Genomic DNA, 285 nt, shown 5'->3' with positions numbered 1-285 from the left:
TTGTCTCTTCAATCACCGCCTCGATCGTGGAAATCGGCGTTTCGACGTTGCGCATCTTGGTGCGCGTCGGCTCGTGGCAGACAACGAAGACGTCCGGCTGGGCGCCGTGCAGAAGACCGAGGCTGACACCGGCGAAGGAGGGATGGAAGAGCGAGCCCTGGCCCTCGACGATCTGCCAGTGGTCCGGCTCGGTCGCGGGCGACAGCCATTCAGCCGCCCCGGAGATGAAATCGGCGACGACGGCGTCGATCGCAACGCCACTGCCGGAAATCATGACGCCGGTCT

At 64.6% G+C, this 285-nt stretch carries 1 protein-coding gene; it reads right to left on the bottom strand.

Going from position 1 to position 285, the window contains the following annotated elements; translation table 11 throughout:
- The coding region (locus tag CH341_RS32270) for a DUF1611 domain-containing protein (protein ID WP_146604753.1) at window positions 1-285 on the bottom strand (285 nt) is incomplete at both ends.

The organism is Rhodoplanes roseus (assembly GCF_003258865.1).
Classification (GTDB): Bacteria; Pseudomonadota; Alphaproteobacteria; order Rhizobiales; family Xanthobacteraceae; genus Rhodoplanes; species Rhodoplanes roseus.
Note: the sequence above shows the minus strand (reverse complement) of the source record. Positions and strands in the feature narration are given on the sequence as shown.